Consider the following 15,263-nt stretch of genomic DNA (forward strand, 5'->3'; position numbering starts at 1 on the left):
GCCGGCAAGCGGGAGGCGCGACCAGACGCAGGCGCGACCAGCGGGAGGGCGCACCAGCCGGGGCACGACAAGAAGGCCCCTCGCTCTCGCGAGGGGCCTTCTCTGTCTGTGCGCCGCCAGGGACTCGAACCCCGGACCCGCTGATTAAGAGTCAGCTGCTCTAACCAACTGAGCTAGCGGCGCCTGCTGACAGAGAAAATACTACCTGGTCCCGAGGGGTGCTTCCGACCACCCCGCGGGACGAGGAGTCCGCGTGTCCTCAGATCGCCAGCGAGAGCACCACCGGGGCGGCCCGTCGGTTGAGCGTGTCGGCCGCCGCGCGCAGCCGGTGGGCGTGCTCGATCGGCAGGGACAGTGCCAGGCAGCCCACGGCGGAGCCCGCCGTGAGCGGGACGGCGGCGCAGACCGTGCCCACCGCGTACTCCTGGAGGTCGAGGACGGGGACGGTCGCCGGCTGGCTGTCGAGCTTCGAGAAGAGGATGCGTTCGCTGGTGATCGTCCGGGAGGTCAGCCGGGCGATCTTGTGCCGGGAGAGGTGGTCCCGCCGGCCGTTCTGGTCGAGCTGCGTGAGCAGGCACTTGCCGACCGCGCTGGCGTGCGCGGCCGAGCGGAAGTCGACCCACTCGTTCACCTTGGGCGTGCGAGGGCCGTCGGCGAACTGCGTGATCTTCACTTCGCCGTCGATGTACCGGCTGATGTATACCGCGGCGCCGACGGAGTCGCGTAGCTCGGTCAGGGTCTCCTGGAGCTTGGCCTCCAGGGCCTCGCGGCGGGTCAGGCCGGAGCCGAGGAGGACGAGGGAGTCCCCGATCACGTACGCGCCGTCGGCCACCTGCTCGACGTACCCCTCGCGCCGGAGCATGAGGAGCAGTGAGGACAGGTGGGCCACGGGCAGGCCGGTCTCGCGCGCGATCTGGACGTCCGTCACTCCGCCACCGTGCCGTGACACCGTCTCGAGGACGCGCAGGGCGTATTGCACCGAGTGGAACGGCGCGGTGGGCTCGGGCTTCAGCGCCACGGTTTCCCCCTACCAGGTTGTGACCGCAAGCTTTCGTACCACGATAACCGCCAAGGGCCGTTTGCGGGGCGGCTGTTGGCGAGAATGATGCGGACGATCCGGGCCCTACGCTGGGGCGCACCCTCCTGGCATATGCCCACGTCATGAGTGGTGTGGAGAGTCTGAGGTCAGGGCGGTGCGCGACGACGCTCCCGTGCGTGCCCGGCCGGCGGCGAACGGGAGATTTTTTACGGGGAAGCGGACCCGGCCGGCGCTCTTCCGGTGGCCGAGAACCGTCTCTTCTCGCCGGAATAACCGGAGACACCCTCCTGTTGTAGCCCTGATGTACCCGGACGCGCGTCCGGCTGCGCATCCGGAGGAGCTCCGGAGAAGGATTCGCACGTGTGCTGAGGAGGGTCTCGACGGTGACCGACGCTATTCGAGGAGAGGCGCGGGGTAGCGCGCCCGTACCGCTGTCCGTACTGGACCTGGTGACCGTCGGCAGCGGGCGGACCGCGACACAGGCGCTCGCCACCAGCGTCGAGCTGAGCCGGCTCGCCGAGCGGCGCGGCTTCCACCGCCACTGGGTGGCCGAGCACCACTCCATGCCGGGAGTCGCCTCGTCCTCCCCGGCGGTGATCCTCGCCCACCTCGCCGCGCACACCCGGCGCATCCGGCTCGGTTCGGGCGGTGTCATGCTCCCCAACCACGCCCCGCTCGTCATCGCCGAGCAGTTCGGCACCCTGGAGGCGCTCGCCCCGGGCCGGATCGACCTCGGGCTCGGGCGCGCGCCCGGAACCGACGGGGCCACGGCGGCCGCCCTGCGGCGCACGGACTCGCTGAACGAGGGGGCCGACGACTTCCCCGAGCAGCTCGCGGAGCTGACCCGGTTCCTGGACGACGACTTCCCGGACGGGCACCCGTACGCCCGGATCCACGCCGTGCCCGGCCCGGTGCAGGGTCCGCGGGGGCGGCCGCCGATCTGGCTGCTCGGCTCCTCCGGCTTCAGCGCCCGCCTCGCGGGTCTGCTCGGCCTGCCCTTCGCCTTCGCCCACCACTTCTCGGCGCGGAACACGATCCCGGCGCTCGACCTCTACCGGGACTCGTTCCGGCCCTCGGCGGTCCTCGACGCCCCGTACGCGATGATCGGCGTCTCGGCGCTCGCCGCCGACGAGGCCGCGCGGGCCCGCCGCGAGGTCCTCGCCGGCGCCCTCGCGATGCTGCGGCTGCGCACGGGCCGGCCCGGCCTGGTGCCGACGCCCGAGGAGGCGGAGGCGTACGGATTCAGCCCCGCGGAGCGGGAGTTCGTCGACAGCTGGCTGGCGAACGTCGTGTACGGCACCCCGGACGAGGTCCGGGCCGGCCTCGACGACCTGCGGAAGCGGACGGGCGCCGACGAGCTGATGATCACGGCCAACGGGCACGGCGGGGACGCGCGGGTGCGGAGCTACGAGCTGATCGCCGACGCGTACGAACTGCCGGTGCTGCCGTACCCCGAGGAGGGTTCGGCCGGGTGAAACCGGATTTCCGGAGGCCGGTTGGTTCACTCTCGAACGAACCCCGGATCTGTCCTAAGTGAACCTTAAACCGCTCGTCACCGATGGTGGCGGGCGGTTCCGTTTTGTGCTGCACGCCTCTGACAAGGGCTTTCTCCGTCAAATTGGTCTAGTCCTCAATCTGGTTCAGACCATTGACGTGCCGTTCACGCGCCAGCTATCACTTCCTCAGCTCCTGTACGGCACCACCCAGTACTCCCCCCATCGGAGGCCGCACGTGCACCCCCGTAAGCCCTTGATCGCCGCGCTCCTGAGCTCGGCCCTCGCCGCCGGCGCGCTTGCCGCGACCGTCGGCCTCGGCTCCGCCCAGGCGGCCGACACGTCGACCACTGCCTCTACGGGCAACGTGCGCATCGCGTACTACGACCAGTGGAGCGTCTACGGCAACGCGTTCTACCCCAAGCACCTCGACACCCGGGGCATCGCGAGCCAGCTGGACGTCATCAACTACTCGTTCGGCAACATCCACCCCACCAACCTCACCTGTTTCGAGGCCAACAAAGCCGCGGGTGACGACAACAACCCCAACGCGGGTGACGGTGCGGGCGACTCGTACGCCGACTACCAGAAGTCCTTCAGTGCGGCCGACTCCGTCGACGGCATCGCCGACAAGTGGGACCAGCCGATCGTGGGCGTCTTCAACCAGTTCAAGGAACTGAAGGCGAAGTACCCCCACCTGAAGATCAACATCTCGCTCGGCGGCTGGACCTACTCGAAGTACTTCAGCGACGCGGCCAAGACGGACGCGAGCCGCAAGAAGCTCGTGGCCTCCTGCATCGACCAGTACATCAAGGGCAACCTGCCCGTCGAGGGCGGCTACGGCGGCGCGGGCACGGCGGCCGGCATCTTCGACGGCATCGACATCGACTGGGAGTACCCCGGCTCCTCCGGCGGCCACCTGGGCAACCACTACGCCCCCGAGGACAAGCAGAACTTCACGCTGCTCCTCGCCGAGTTCCGCAAGCAGCTCGACGAGTACGGCGCGGCCAACGGCGGCAAGAAGTACCTGCTGACCTCGGCGCTCCCGGCGGGCCAGGACAAGATCAAGTACATCGAGACCGACAAGATCGGTCAGTACCTCGACTACGCCAACATCATGACGTACGACATGCACGGCGCCTGGGACGGCGACGGGCCGACGTACCACCAGTCCCCGCTGTACCCCTCGCCGAACGACCCGACCGACGTGATCGCGCCGGGCACGGAGAAGTACAGCATCGACTCGGCCATCGACTCCTGGATCGACGGCAACCCGACCTACGGCATCACCGGCGGCTTCCCCGCCAACAAGCTGACCCTCGGCTACGAGTTCTACTACCGCGGCTGGAAGGGCGTCCCCGCCGGGACCACCAACGGCCTCGCGCAGACCGCGACCGGCGGCTCCAACGTCCGCCCGCTCAGCCAGCAGGCCGGCATCGCGCACTACAAGGAGCTCGGCGGCATCGTCGACAACGCCTCCACCACCTTCTGGGACGACCAGTCGAAGTCCTCGTACTTCTACAAGGACGGCGAGTTCTTCACCGGCCTGAACCAGAAGTCCATCCAGGCCCGCGTGGACTACGCCAAGCAGCGCGGCCTGGCCGGCGCGATGATGTACTCGCTCCTCGGCCTGGACGAGAACGCCACCCTGCTGAAGCAGATCAACACCGCGCTCGGCGGCACCACCGCCCCGCCGACCACGACGCCGCCGACCACCCCGCCGACGACGCCCCCGACCACCCCGCCCACCACGCCGCCGACCACCCCGCCCACCTCCGGCTGCGGCTCGGTCCCGGCGTACGTGGCCGGCACGATCTACAACGCGGGCAACGAGGTCTCCCACAACGGCCACAAGTGGAAGGCCAAGTGGTGGACGCAGAACGAGACCCCCGGCACCACCGGCGAGTGGGGCGTCTGGCAGGACCTCGGCGCCTGCTGAGTGCCTGACCCGACCCCCCATGACCTGACCCCATGACCACTGCCCCCGCCCGGAATGTCCCTCCGGCCGGGGGCAGTTCCATGCCCGGACCCGTCCGCACCGGACGGCTCCGGGCATCGGGCGCGCCCTTCACCCGGGGCGTCGTGCGCGGTCAGACCGCCAGGGGCTCCGAGCCGATCAGCTCGGCGATCCGGTCCGGGGCCACCGCCCGCGAGTACAGCCAGCCCTGACCCGTGTCGCAGCCGATGCGCCGCAGCCGGTCGGCCTGACACGAGGTCTCGACGCACTCGGCGGTGACGGTGAGGCCGAGCCGGTGCGCGAGGTGCACGAGCGCCTCGACGATCAACTCGTCCGCCGGGTTGGCGTGCTCCTCGTCCTGGAACCCCCGGACGAAGGAGCCGTCGAGCTTGAGCACGGAGACGGGGAGCCGACTGAGATAGGCCAGGTTCGAGTACCCGGTGCCGAAGTCGTCGATGGCGATCCGCACCCCCATGTCGCTCAGCGCCTGGAGCGCCTGGAGCGGCCGGCCGGCCGAGCCCATCACGGCGGACTCGGTCAGCTCCAACTGGAGCAGGTGCGGGGCCAGCCCGGTCTCGGCGAGGATGCCGGCGACGTCCGCGACCAGGTCGGAGTCCCAGACCTGACGGACCGCCACATTGACGCTCACGAAGATCGGGCGCTCCCGCGGATGGTCCTTCTGCCACTGCCGGGCCTGCCGGCAGGCGGTGTTCAGGACCCACCGCCCGAGCTCCACGATGGAGCCGTCCTCCTCGGCGATCCCGATGAACCGATTCGGCGCGAGGGAGCCGAACTGCGGGTGGTTCCAGCGCACCAGCGCCTCCACCCCGCGCACCGCGCCGTCGGCCAGATCCACCAGGGGCTGGTACTCCAGGGCGAACTCGCCGAGGTCCACGGCCGGCCGCAGCGTCGACGAGAGGGCCTGCCGGGTCATCCGGTGCGCGTTGCGCTCCGGGTCGAAGAGGGTCCAGCGGGCCTTGCCGTCGGCCTTGGCCCAGTACAGCGTGGTGTCCGCGGCCTGCATCAGCGCGGTCGCCGTCGTCCCGCGCGCGGAGCGCTCGACCACGCCGATCGACGCGGAGACCGAGAGCCGCTGGCCGGCCAGGTCGAACGGGTGCTGGAGCGCGCACAGCACCGAGCGCGCCAGGTCCGCCAGTTGCTCGGTGCCGGTGGAGTCCTCGACCAGGATCGCGAACTCGTCGCCGCCGAGCCGCGCCACCAGGTGGCCGCCGCTGCGGGTGTAGCCGTCGCTGTCCGCGCACTCCGTCAGCCGGGCGGCTACGGCGGCGAGGAGCCGGTCGCCGACCCGGTGGCCGAGGGTGTCGTTGACCGCCTTGAAGCCGTCGAGATCGAGGTAGCAGAGACCGATCCGCCCTGTTCTGCCATACCCGTACGACTCGTATGAACGGTCCGGCCGGTGCGAGGGGCCGACCGGCACCGCCTCCTCCGCGGCCCAAGAGGCGGCCTCCGCGGCGTCCGGCGCGGCGCTCTCCAGGGCGGCCGACAGGCGCTCGAAGAACAGCGCCCGGTTGGGCAGCCGGGTCACCGGGTCGTGCATCTGGAGGTGGCGCAGCCGCGCCTGGAGCTCGCGCCGGTCGCTGATGTCGGCGACCGACAGCAGGACGCGCGGGCTGTCGGGCACGGGGGCGACGGTGATCTCCGCCCACAGGGAGCGCCCGTCGGGGTGCTTGAGGCGCCGGGTGCAGCGGAAGCGGGAGCGGCGGCCGCGCAGCACCTCGCGGTACGCGTGCCAGGTGCGGCCGTCGGAGGCGAGGTCGACGAGGTCGGCGGCGGGCTGCTCCCGGAGCGCGCCGGCGTCGGTGCCGAGCAGCGCGCCGAAGGAGTCGTTGGCGGTGACGACGGTGCCGTCCTGGTCGACGACGGCCATCGCGAGCCGGGAGACCCGGAAGGCGGCGTGGTAGTCGCGGAGTTCGGATGCGGAGCGCTCGCCGGCCCGGCCCGCGGGGCTCGGTTGCTCGGTGTGACGCTCCGTGAGTGCGCGCTTCTCCGGCGGTTGTGGGGGCACCGGTCCTTCGGGGGTTCCGCTCACCGCTCGCTCCCGTAGTGCAGTCGGGCCGGTCACATGTGGTCGGGACGGTCGGCCAAGGAAGAGTGAGCCGATCATAGAGCCCGTGCGGGGGAGCGTTCCAGCTCCGGGACGCGTGAGGGGGGCGCGCACCCGTGTGGTGATGGCCACCCCCGTGCGCCGCCCGATCGTTTCTGCCCGGGTCTGACACGGGTCGACGACGACCTGACCGAATGTGACTTTCCGTGAGCTGAAGTGCGCCCGTGTCGCGTCGACCCCATGGCGCGCCCTCACCCGACCGGGGCAGTGGAAACGTGCGAAACCTCGCAAACCATCACAAGGTGGGTGGGGTGTCCCGCATTCGCGATCCGGAGGTCCACGTGAGGGGTCAGCAGCCACCCGGGGGAGTGGAACGCTCGCGGCTGCGCGCGGGCGCGGCGGCCTTCACCTCGCTCGCCGCCCTGGCCGCCACCGGCCTCGTCGCGGGCCCCGCCGTCGGCGCGCCGACGGCGAGTCCCTGCGCCCTGCCCCGCACCGCCGCCCACCACTCGCTCGGCCTCGACACCTGGAACGGCTCCTATCCGCGCCCCACCCGCACCCTCGACGCGGTCATGATCTTCCTGTCGTTCCCGGACTCCGACCCGCTCACCGAACCGGCCGAACTCGCCGCCGACCACTTCCCCGCCACCAGCGAGTTCTTCGACCGCGCCTCCTACGGGCGCTTCACCCTCCGCCCGCATGCCCAGCGCACCTGGACCCCGATGCCGAAGGCGTCGGGCGCGTACGACATACGGCGGGACTGGGACGCGGGGAAGCGCGCCGTGTACCTCCGCGACGCCATCACCGCCGCCGACGCGGACGTCGACTTCTCCGCGTACGACATCGTCTACCTGGTCGCCGACCCGGACGCGCCCGGCGTGGACTCGGACGCCACCAAGGTCGTCAACCTCGAACGGCCCCTGGAGGCCGACGGCACCGAGATCAAGCGGGTCGTCACGGTCTTCGAGCGCCACCCGCCCGACCGCAACGTCCTCGCCCACGAGACCGGCCACGTCTTCGACCTGCCCGACCTCTACCACCGGCCGGTGGACGGCAAGGGCGACTGGGACACCCATGTGGGGGACTGGGACGTCATGGGCAGCCAGTTCGGGCTCGCCCCCGACATGTTCGGCTGGCACAAGTGGAAGCTCGGCTGGCTCTCCCGGGCCCAGGTGACCTGCGTCCAGGGCGCCGGCACCCGGGTGGTCAGCCTGGAGCCGAGCGACGCCCCGCCCCCGGCCGGCGGCACCCTCGGCACCCGCCTCGCCGTCGTCCGCACCGGCCCCGACAGCGTCCTCGCCGTCGAGGCCCGCAGCGCCCAGGGCAACGACGCCGAGACGTGCACCGAGGGCGTGCTCGTCTACCGGGTACGGGCCGGCGCGGCCTCCGGCGACGGTCCCGTCGAGGTCGTCGACGCGCACCCGCGCACCGATGCCTGCTGGGACCGCTCGGTCTACCCGCCGCTCGCGGACGCCCCGCTGGAGGAGGGCGAGACCCTCACCGTGCCCGGGACCGGCGTCCGCGTCGAGGTCACGGACCGGACCTCGACGGGCGGCTGGACGGTACGCATCACCCCGCCGGCCGTCGACTGAGCCCCCGCGGGCACACGGACCGGAACACGAAGAAGCCCCCCGCTTCCGCGAGGGGCTTCTTCCGTCTGTGCGCCGCCAGGGACTCGAACCCCGGACCCGCTGATTAAGAGTCAGCTGCTCTAACCAACTGAGCTAGCGGCGCCTGCTGACGTCGTAGACATTAGCATCCGGATCGGCGGGAGGAAAAATCGATACCCGCACGTCGGCGGCGGAAACCGCCCGGACCGCCCGCACACAGGCCCACAGCACGACCTCGGGGCCCGGCAGCCACGGGTGCCGGGTGTCGGGGGCGACCAGCCAGCGGGGTCCGGCGGCGTCGGCGGAGGGCGCGAGCGGCGGCACGGTCACCGCGTCCCCGACGCCGTGGCAGAGCGGCCGGGGGACCTCCTCCCCCCACTCCTCCCAGTCGAGCAGGGCCGGCAGCCGCTGGGCGGTGCCCGGCGCGGCGAACAGCATCATCCGGCCCCGGTGCATCGCGACCGGCCCCGAGCCGGGGCCCTCCTCCCACAGCCGGTCCAGCATCCGGCGCCCGAAGACCGGGTCCACGTTGACGACGTCGAAGACCGTTCCGCAGGGCAGCACCGCGGGCGAGGCCGGCCGGGCCTCCCAGCGGGTGAGCGCGGTCCCGTGCCCGCCCGCGGCCGAGGCGAGCCAGCCGGCCCCGTCGGCGGTCACCCGGGCCGTCTGGTGCCGTCCCTCGTCACCCTCCCGGAGGAACCGGAAGATGTCGTGCGGGGTCTCGTCGCGCAGCCAGGTCGTCATGCGTCCAGGTCTACCCGCCGTAACCGACCGGTTTCCGAGGGTTCACGGAATCCCGGACAGGAGGGTGCGGCGGGGAGTATCGTGCGCTCCGCATATGCCAGGGGGCGCGTGCAGGCGCACACGCGCCGACCGCCCGCACCGGGGCGCGGGGGCGCGCGGGGTTCAGGCCTGCTCCTCCGGCGGCCGGCCGTTCGCCCGGATCAGATCGCGGCCGAACTCGATCATCTTCACCGCGTAGTCCTCGGTCCACTCGGCCCGCTCGGCGACGGCCGCGGCCGTCAGCCGGTCGAACCGGCGCGGGTCCGCGAGCTGGGCGGCGGCGATGGCCTGGAACTCGGTCGCCCGGTCCGTGGCCGCCCGGAACGCGAGCGTCAGCTCGGTCGCACGGGCGAGGAGCTCCCGCGGATCCTCCATCGACTCCAGGTCGAAGAAATGCTCCGGATCGGCGGTCGCCTCGGCAGGCTCGAAGACCAGCGGGGCCGGCCGAAGCCGCCGCTGTCCGCTCCGCTCAGCGGGTTCCGCCATCGTCCCTCTCCTCCTCGCACAGGCACGGCCCGGAATCCCGGGCCGCTTTCCATTGTCCCGCGTGCCGCAAGGGCGCGAACCTCGTCCCCCGCGCCCCCGCTCCCCTCCCGCGCCCCGGTGTGGACGTGCGGGGGGGGCGTCCCACCGGTGGGGCGGGGTCACGGCGTCCAGGTCACCCGGTGTTCCGCCAGGTGGGAGAGGACCGCGTGGTTCGCCTCCCAGCCGTCGGGGAACGACACCGCCGCCCCCAGCTGGACCGGCTCCGTCGACGGGTGCTCGTCGAGGAGCTCCGCCACGCCCGCCCGGCAGACCACCACACAGGCGTGCCGGTGCCGGGAGGCGAGGACGCACAGCCGACCCGTCTCCAGATGGAAGGCGGTCGCGTCCGGACGGCCGGACAGCGGATGGAGGACGACCGTCACGTCGTACTCGCGCCCCTGGAGCCGGTTCGCGGTGTCCACCGTCACCCCGGTGACGCCGAGCTCCGCGAGCGCGGCCCGGACCGCCGCCGCCTGGTCGCGGTGGGCGGTGCCGACCGCGACCCGGTCCGGCGTCAGCGGAACCGGCTGCTCAGACTGCTCCGAGACCGCGGCCCCGCCCCGGTCGAGCAGCCGGCGCACGACGAGCGCGACCGCGCCGACCGCCTCGGGATCGGTCCGCGGGGTGTGCCTGGCCGGCAGTTCGAGCAGGCCCCAGCCCGACTCCGCCGCCTCGTCGAGGACCCGGTCGGGACCCGAGCCGTCCGACGGCACCGAGAACGAGAGCGAGCGGTCCCCCGGCCCGGTGCCGCTGCGGAACGGCGTGAACGGGTAGAAGGCGTCCGAGACCAGCGGCGCCGCCGAGGCCGGCAGCCGCCACGACACGGGCAGCCGGTGCTGCGGCAGCTCCGGATTGTGCGCCAGAAGCGTGGAGACCGCGCTTGCCGACGGGTCGTACGAAAGCCCGGCCCACTGCTCCGCGCCCACCACCGAGAACGGGTCGAGCTGCCCCGGGTCGCCGACGAACAGCGCGCGCTCGAACAGTCCCGCCACCGCCAGCAGCGCGTCCGAGCGCATCTGGTACGCCTCGTCGACGATCGCGTGCGCCCACGGCTCGACGTTCTTCACGTGCGCCCACTTGGCGGAGGTGGAGAGGACCACCGGCACCCCGGCCAGCTCACTCGCCTTCGCCGCCTTCCGTACGTTGTCCAGGGCGTCGAGCGCCTTGTCGTACGGGTCGCTGTCGCTCGAGTGCAGCCGACCCACCTCGAGGTCGGGCTCCTTCGCCGCGAGCCGCAGCACCAGGTCGTCCACCTGCGCGTTCGTCTGCGCCACCACCATCAGGGGACGGCCCGCGGCGGCCAGTTCGAGGGCCGCGCGCACCACCAGGGTCGACTTCCCCGCGCCCGGCGGGGAGTCGACGACCACACCCCGCGACGAGCCGTGCAGGGTGTCCGCGAGGATGTCGGCCGTCGCCCGGCCGGCCTCCGCGGAGGGATCGAACACGGTCACGCTCACAGCACGTCCTCAGGGGTCACGGCGTCGGGCAGCTCCACGGCGTCCGTCCGGGGCGGACCGCCGTGCGTCCAGGGCGTCTCCTCCGGATCGGGCAGCTTCGGACCGACCCGCTGCTCGTGCTCGAACAGCGTCCAGACGATCCGCTCGCCCTTCTCCGGCACCGAACCCTCCGCCGGCTCCCTCGACCGGCCCATCCGGTCCAGGACCCGCAGCAGCAGAGAGCCGTCCTCCTCGTACCCCACGAACTCCGCCGCCTGCGGCTTCCCGCCGAGCGAGCGGAACACCCTCGTCTTCTCGCCCAGGTGCGGCCGGTCGTCCGTGCGCACCGTGACGAGCGGGCGCGGCGCGGGCCGCTTCGACTCCGTCCAGGCCATCGTCACCTCGACCACCTCGCCGGTGAACGCCTCGCCCGCGAGCCGCCGTCCGGCCAGCACCAGCGGGTCGTCCAGCGCCTCCTGCGCCTCCAGCTGCCCCTGCGCCTGCTCGCGGGCGGCCAGCTTCGAGGCCGCCGTCACGGCGTCGTCCCGGCGCGGCTGCGGCGGCTCGCCCGCGGCGACGCGGTCGCGATGGGCGGTGAACGACCAGCGGTCCCGGGTCCAGCGGTCCTCGACCCTGGCCCCCTCCGGCAGCTCCCGCAGCAGCCCGATCGCCCGCCACACCGCGTCCCAGGTCGGCTTCAGCTGCGAGACGACCAGCCGGCGCAGCTCCCGCTCGGCCGCGTGCAGCTCCACCAGACCCGCGTCGGCCGCCTCGCCGTCCTCGGCCGCGCCCACCGCCTGCCGGGCCCGGTCGTACCGCTCGATCGCGGGCGCCAAGAGCCGGTTGTCGAACGCCGGGTCGGTGGCGGGACCGGCCGGCGGGCACAGCAGCTGACCCTGGGAGTCCCGGCCCACCTCGGCCCGCAGCGCCGCCTCGGCGCCCGGCTCGCCGTCGTACGGATCGATCCAGGCGAGCAGCGCGCCCAGGTGCTGGTCCTCCAGGGACGACTGGCCGGTCGCCCAGTGCCGGTTGAGCAGGTCGGTCGCCGAGAGCAGCAGCGAGGAGCCGGGCACCCGGGCCCGCTCGCCGAAGTGCGTCAGCCAGCGCCCGAGCAGCGGCACCCGCGGCGGCGCGGGGAACGGCGTCTCCGGGTCCTGCTCGGCCGTCCGCCGGAACCGCGTCGACCGGCCGAGCAGGCGTACGTACTCCACACCCGCCCGGCTCGGCACGATCAGCTGCGGCGCGTCCGCGCACAGCTCGACCTCCACCTTCACCTTCTTGCCGGTCTCCCCGTCCACCTCGTTCCGCTCCACCGCCTCGACGGCGCCCGTGAACGAGTCGACGTACGGCAGGACCTCCTCCGCCAGGTCGGCGAGGAACGCGAACCGCAGGTCCCGGTCCCGCGGCTGGGCCACCACCAGGAGCCGCGGCTCCTCGGGATCGGTGCCGACGAGCGCCCCCAGCGGCGCACCCGCCTCACCGGCCGTCGTCAGCGGCACGAGGACGAGCGGCCGCTCCGAAAGCCGCCGGTGCCGTACGGTCGCCAGCGGCTGCGCCCGGCCCGACTCGACGGCCTCCATCCGGGCCAGCATGGAGATCAGCGACATACCGGGTCCCCCGCTCCGGTCAGGGACTCCCCGCCGGTGGCCCCGGCCGCCGACAGCGCCTCCTCGCGCAGCGCCCGCGCCCGGCGCAGCGCCGCCACCGCCGGGTCACCCGGGTCGCCCTGCTCGCCGCGCGCCGCCGCGAGGACCGCGCCGACCGTCGTCAGGCCGCCGAGCTCGGCCCGCACCGAACGGCCCAGGGTCTCCACGGCGTCGGCCTCCCGGGCCCGGGACCGGCAGTGGAAGGCCAGTTCGCAGGCGGCCAGGCACTCCGGCGCGTACTGGTGGGGCACGCACTCCACGGACCGCGCGAGCTCCTCCGGCGAGCGCTCCACCACGTCGAAGCTGACGCCCTCGGGGAGGGCGCCCGCGATCTCGTCGATCCGGGTCAGCCGGTCCAGCTGGCGCCGGGTGACCGACCGCTGCTTGCGCACGTCGACGACCGAAGCCGTCGGCACGTTCGAGAAGTCCTTGGGGCAGACGAGGACCACCGAGTGCGCGACCCGCGCGCCCTCGGTGCGCGCCGCCACCCGTTCGAGCGCGAGCACGTACACCGCGGCCTGCCGGGCCGCCGCGCCCACCTTCGCCGCGTCGGCCGAACCGTCGATCATCGGGAACGACTTGATCTCCACCACCGTCCACCCGCCGTCGGGGCGGACCACCACGGCGTCCGGCTCCAGGTACACCGGCGAGCCCGCCACCTCCAGGGCGAGCAGCGGATGGTCGAGCAGCGTCCACCCGCCGGAACCGGTCGCCTCCCGCAGCGCGAGCGCCGTGCGGGCCGTCCGGCCCTCGGGTCCCGCCGCCGCCAGATCGGGCACGGCGACCTCGTCCGGCTCGTCGGCGCCGATCAGGCGCAGCAGCTCGCGGCCGCCGTCCGCCTTCACCTTCGCCTCGAAGGAGTTGCCGCGCACGATCGCGAACTGCGACTGCCCGAAGGGGGCCGGCGAACCGAGCTTCGCGGCCAGGGCGGACTTGTCGACCCCGGCGCCGTCGAGCAGGGCCCGCCGCCGGCAGCCGGGGTTGGCGGCCAGCGCCGCGAGGGCCCGCGCGTCCAGCGGACGCGGCACGACGGTCGGTCCGCGCAGCTCAGCGAGCAGCGCGCGTGTCGTCTGCGGCGGTAGGGACGGACCGCTGTCCGGGGATGCGCTCACCCGGGGAAGTCTCCCATCCGCCACTGACAACCGGGGGAGCTTCCGGTTCCCCGCGCCGCCGCGCGGCGGCCCGCAGCAGGTACGGGGCGAGGAGCAGCCCGGCGCCCATGACGGCCACGCCGGCGACCGCGTCGAGCAGGTAGTGGTTGGCGGTCCCCATCACGACGAGTGCGGTGACCAGCGGATACGCGACGCCGAGGGCCTTCGTCAGCGGCGTCCGCCCGTACCGCCACAGCATCACCCCGCACCACAGCGCCCATCCCACGTGCAGGCTGGGCATCGCCGCGTACTGGTTCGTCATCCCGCCGAGTCCGCGCGGCGCGCTGGCCTCGCCGCCCCACCAGCCGTACGCGCTGAAGTGCGCCATCGTGTCGGTGAAGCCGTACGCCGGGTCGAGCAGCCGGGGCGGGCAGGTCGGCAGCAGGGTGAAGCCGACCAGGCCGAGCAGGGTGGAGGCCATCAGCCAGGTGCGGGCGGCCCGGTAGTGCGCGGGGCGGCGCCGGAACAGCCACACGAGGATCACCGGGGTCACCAGGTAGTGCAGGGAGGCGTACGCGAAGTCCGCCGGGACCCCCAGCGCCGGGACGTCCGTGAACAGCCGGTTCAGCGGGTGCTCGGCGTCGATCCCGAGCGCTTCCTCCCCCCGCAGGATCGCGAGCCCGTGCGCCACGGCCGTCGCCTCGTCGCCGCGCACGAGGAGCCGCCCGCCCGTGTACGCCGCGTACACGACGGCGATCAGCGACAGCTCGGCCCACCACCGTGGCTTGCGCATGGCTTCAGTCCCCCCAGCAGGTGTCCGCCCCGGGGGAGGGACGCCGGACGCCGCCGGGGGGTTGCCCGGACGTCACCGGGAATTCGGTTGGGCGATGATGGGGGAGGCACGTCCCCGCACCGTGAACCCCTGGAGCGTCCTTCCCATGGCACCGCGCATCCTGCTCGCCCGGCACGGCCAGACCGAGTGGTCACTTCTCGGCCGGCACACCGGCAGGACCGACATCCCGCTGCTCGACGAGGGGCGGCGCGGCGCGAAGCTGCTCGGCGAGCGTCTGCACCGCGGGCCCTGGCAGGGGCTGCCCGGCGTGGAGATCCGCACCAGCCCGCTGGTGCGGGCCGCCGAGACCTGCGAGCTGGCCGGCTTCGGCGAGCGGGCCGAGCCGTGGGACGCGCTCATGGAGTGGGACTACGGGGCGTACGAGGGGATGACCCCGCCCGAGATCCAGGCCGTCCAGCCGGGCTGGTTCATCTGGCGCGACGGCGTGCCCGACGGCGAGACCCTCGCGCAGCTCTCGGACCGCGCCGACGAGATCGTGAACTGGGCCCGGTCGGCCGACCGGGACGTCCTGGTCTTCGCGCACGGCCACATCCTGCGCTCGATCGGTGCCCGCTGGCTCGGCGAGGACGTGTCGTTCGCGTCCCGCATCCGCCTCGACCCGACGAGCCTCTCGGTCCTCGGCTGGGCGTACGGCGACCCCGCGATCGAGCGCTGGAACGACACCGGCCACCTGGAGTAGCCGAAGCCGGCCGGGCCGGCGGCCCGGGGCGGCCGTACGCCCGTACCGGACGCCGGTACGGGGGCGCCGGCCCGGGCCGCCGGCAC

12 protein-coding genes and 2 tRNA genes are annotated in these 15,263 nt (G+C 73.1%); 4 read left to right on the forward strand and 10 right to left on the reverse strand.

Annotated features, from left to right (window positions below; translation table 11 throughout):
* Positions 1-109: 109 nt before the first annotated feature.
* Positions 110-183, reverse strand: a tRNA-Lys gene (locus tag MRBLMG1_RS13700).
* 76 nt (positions 184-259) lie between these two features.
* A complete protein-coding gene (locus tag MRBLMG1_RS13705) occupies positions 260-1,018 on the reverse strand; it encodes an IclR family transcriptional regulator (RefSeq protein WP_017237127.1) in 759 nt (252 codons plus the stop codon).
* Between the two features lie 404 nt (positions 1,019-1,422).
* Between MRBLMG1_RS13705 and MRBLMG1_RS13710 the strand changes: the two genes are divergently transcribed.
* Positions 1,423-2,514: an LLM class flavin-dependent oxidoreductase gene (locus MRBLMG1_RS13710; RefSeq protein ID WP_367824066.1), complete on the forward strand. Its 1,092-nt coding sequence runs from the start codon at positions 1,423-1,425 to the stop codon at positions 2,512-2,514.
* Between the two features lie 256 nt (positions 2,515-2,770).
* Positions 2,771-4,471 (forward strand): glycosyl hydrolase family 18 protein, encoded by a 1,701-nt coding sequence (locus tag MRBLMG1_RS13715; RefSeq protein WP_367824068.1) that lies wholly within the window; start codon positions 2,771-2,773, stop codon positions 4,469-4,471.
* A 151-nt stretch (positions 4,472-4,622) separates the two neighbouring features.
* Here the strand turns inward: MRBLMG1_RS13715 and MRBLMG1_RS13720 are convergent, their stop codons facing one another.
* A complete protein-coding gene (locus MRBLMG1_RS13720) occupies positions 4,623-6,539 on the reverse strand; it encodes a putative bifunctional diguanylate cyclase/phosphodiesterase (RefSeq protein WP_367824070.1) in 1,917 nt (638 codons plus the stop codon).
* Positions 6,540-6,865: 326 nt separating this feature from the next.
* Between MRBLMG1_RS13720 and MRBLMG1_RS13725 the strand changes: the two genes are divergently transcribed.
* On the forward strand, positions 6,866-8,146 hold the full coding sequence (locus tag MRBLMG1_RS13725; RefSeq protein WP_414721578.1) for a M6 family metalloprotease domain-containing protein: 1,281 nt from the start codon (positions 6,866-6,868) through the stop codon (positions 8,144-8,146).
* A gap of 68 nt (positions 8,147-8,214) precedes the next feature.
* On the opposite strand, the gene MRBLMG1_RS13730 is transcribed toward MRBLMG1_RS13725, so the two are convergent.
* From MRBLMG1_RS13730 to MRBLMG1_RS13760, 7 genes are all read right to left on the reverse strand, one after another.
* Positions 8,215-8,288 (reverse strand) — tRNA-Lys (locus tag MRBLMG1_RS13730).
* Positions 8,279-8,908 carry a hypothetical protein gene (locus MRBLMG1_RS13735; protein WP_367824072.1) on the reverse strand — a complete coding sequence of 210 codons (630 nt, stop codon included), beginning with the start codon at positions 8,906-8,908 and terminating at the stop codon, positions 8,279-8,281. The genes MRBLMG1_RS13730 and MRBLMG1_RS13735 overlap by 10 nt, the downstream gene beginning before the upstream one ends.
* A 162-nt stretch (positions 8,909-9,070) precedes the next feature.
* A complete protein-coding gene (locus tag MRBLMG1_RS13740) occupies positions 9,071-9,433 on the reverse strand; it encodes a hypothetical protein (protein WP_367824074.1) in 363 nt (120 codons plus the stop codon).
* 158 nt (positions 9,434-9,591) lie between these two features.
* Complete coding sequence (locus MRBLMG1_RS13745) at positions 9,592-10,929, reverse strand: AAA family ATPase (RefSeq protein WP_367824076.1); 1,338 nt, start codon at positions 10,927-10,929, stop codon at positions 9,592-9,594.
* A complete protein-coding gene (locus tag MRBLMG1_RS13750; RefSeq protein ID WP_367824078.1) occupies positions 10,926-12,515 on the reverse strand; it encodes a hypothetical protein in 1,590 nt (529 codons plus the stop codon). The genes MRBLMG1_RS13745 and MRBLMG1_RS13750 overlap by 4 nt, the downstream gene beginning before the upstream one ends.
* Positions 12,506-13,666 carry a hypothetical protein gene (locus MRBLMG1_RS13755; protein WP_367824080.1) on the reverse strand — a complete coding sequence of 387 codons (1,161 nt, stop codon included), beginning with the start codon at positions 13,664-13,666 and terminating at the stop codon, positions 12,506-12,508. The genes MRBLMG1_RS13750 and MRBLMG1_RS13755 overlap by 10 nt, the downstream gene beginning before the upstream one ends.
* Positions 13,602-14,438 carry a phosphatase PAP2 family protein gene (locus tag MRBLMG1_RS13760; protein ID WP_367824082.1) on the reverse strand — a complete coding sequence of 279 codons (837 nt, stop codon included), beginning with the start codon at positions 14,436-14,438 and terminating at the stop codon, positions 13,602-13,604. The genes MRBLMG1_RS13755 and MRBLMG1_RS13760 overlap by 65 nt, the downstream gene beginning before the upstream one ends.
* Before the next feature lie 145 nt (positions 14,439-14,583).
* On the opposite strand from MRBLMG1_RS13760, the gene MRBLMG1_RS13765 reads away from it, so the two are divergent.
* A complete protein-coding gene (locus MRBLMG1_RS13765; RefSeq protein ID WP_367824083.1) occupies positions 14,584-15,177 on the forward strand; it encodes a histidine phosphatase family protein in 594 nt (197 codons plus the stop codon).
* The last annotated feature ends 86 nt before the right edge of the window (positions 15,178-15,263 follow it).

This window comes from Streptomyces sp. LMG1-1-1.1, assembly GCF_040815545.1.
GTDB lineage: Bacteria > Actinomycetota > Actinomycetes > Streptomycetales > Streptomycetaceae > Streptomyces.